At 45.8% G+C, this 1,012-nt stretch carries 2 protein-coding genes; both read right to left on the minus strand.

The annotated features are described in order from the left end of the window. Positions 1–143: 143 nt before the first annotated feature. On the minus strand, positions 144–356 hold the full coding sequence (locus APU11_RS07910) for a hypothetical protein (protein ID WP_060578382.1): 213 nt from the start codon (positions 354–356) through the stop codon (positions 144–146). Between the two features lie 436 nt (positions 357–792). After that, on the minus strand, positions 793–1,012 hold a 220-nt coding region (locus tag APU11_RS28660), incomplete at its 5' end, for a hypothetical protein (RefSeq protein WP_204375978.1).

Raw genomic sequence — 1,012 nt, forward strand, 5'->3', positions numbered from 1 at the left:
AATAGCTGAGATTCAGTCCACTGACGGAAGTCGATTAGTTCTCGTAGAGAAATACCCGTCTGGTGATTAATTTCGAATTCTGGCATAGCCTTACCCTCTGTCGTTACCCGCTGATGCGGGAGAAATGCTTTATCTATCAGCTGCTACAACTCATCACGAATCTGTGAGAGTGTGCTGATCGCCTGGTAATGACCGCGACGCTGCTCTTCTGTTTTGAACGCACGCATATCGTCTTTTATCGATGCGATTGCCTTATTCAGAACTTCCACTTGCGCTTCTTTAATCGCCTGTTTGCGTGGCTTCTGACGCTTCTTAGGAAGGTCTCTTAAACACGCCGGAATGTATGCCTGAGTCATAAAAAATCCTCTTGTGATTCAGCACAGCCCACTCAGCTTCGAATGGACTGGAATAAATCTTTTTTCGCTTTGCCATAATTGCCGCTCTTCCTGAGCCCGCCTATGGTCCGACGCATGGTTTACTGTCGCGCCGTTCGACTGACCGAATCTCCACTTCGCCGCTGGCTAACTTCGCTCAGCTGTCGATGTTTCGTTTCGATGAGTTGATTATTAACTAATGGTTATTTTCAGTCAATAACCATTGGTTAATTATTTTACCGTTGGTTATTAAGGTTATGATTTATTGGTTAATTTAGTTCTGTTATGGATTTGTGCAGTACGTGCTATGCTGCAAAAAACATCAAAAAGGAGTGGTGAGATGGACTTGGATGAAGAAAGAGTGAACATGATGGTTCACGCCATGGGGCGGGCGGTCATGGAATTGTCACTGGCTGATTTACCCATGACCCAGCAAAACATCATCGACAAGCTGAAGCAGTACCGGAAGGAAACAGGAAACGTGATAGGGAAGGGAGTGAACAGGGATGCAGCCGAGATAGTGCGGAAAGGAAGGTAGTGCAGGAGTGACAAAAAAGTGCAGGAGCAACATGCGCCAGCGCAGGTTATTTTGGATCACGTCATAAGTGATTGAATTGCATTGGATGCTTGCTTTAGTG

The sequence above is a fragment of the Enterobacter sp. 50793107 genome (assembly GCF_001463365.1).
GTDB lineage: Bacteria > Pseudomonadota > Gammaproteobacteria > Enterobacterales > Enterobacteriaceae > Enterobacter > Enterobacter cloacae.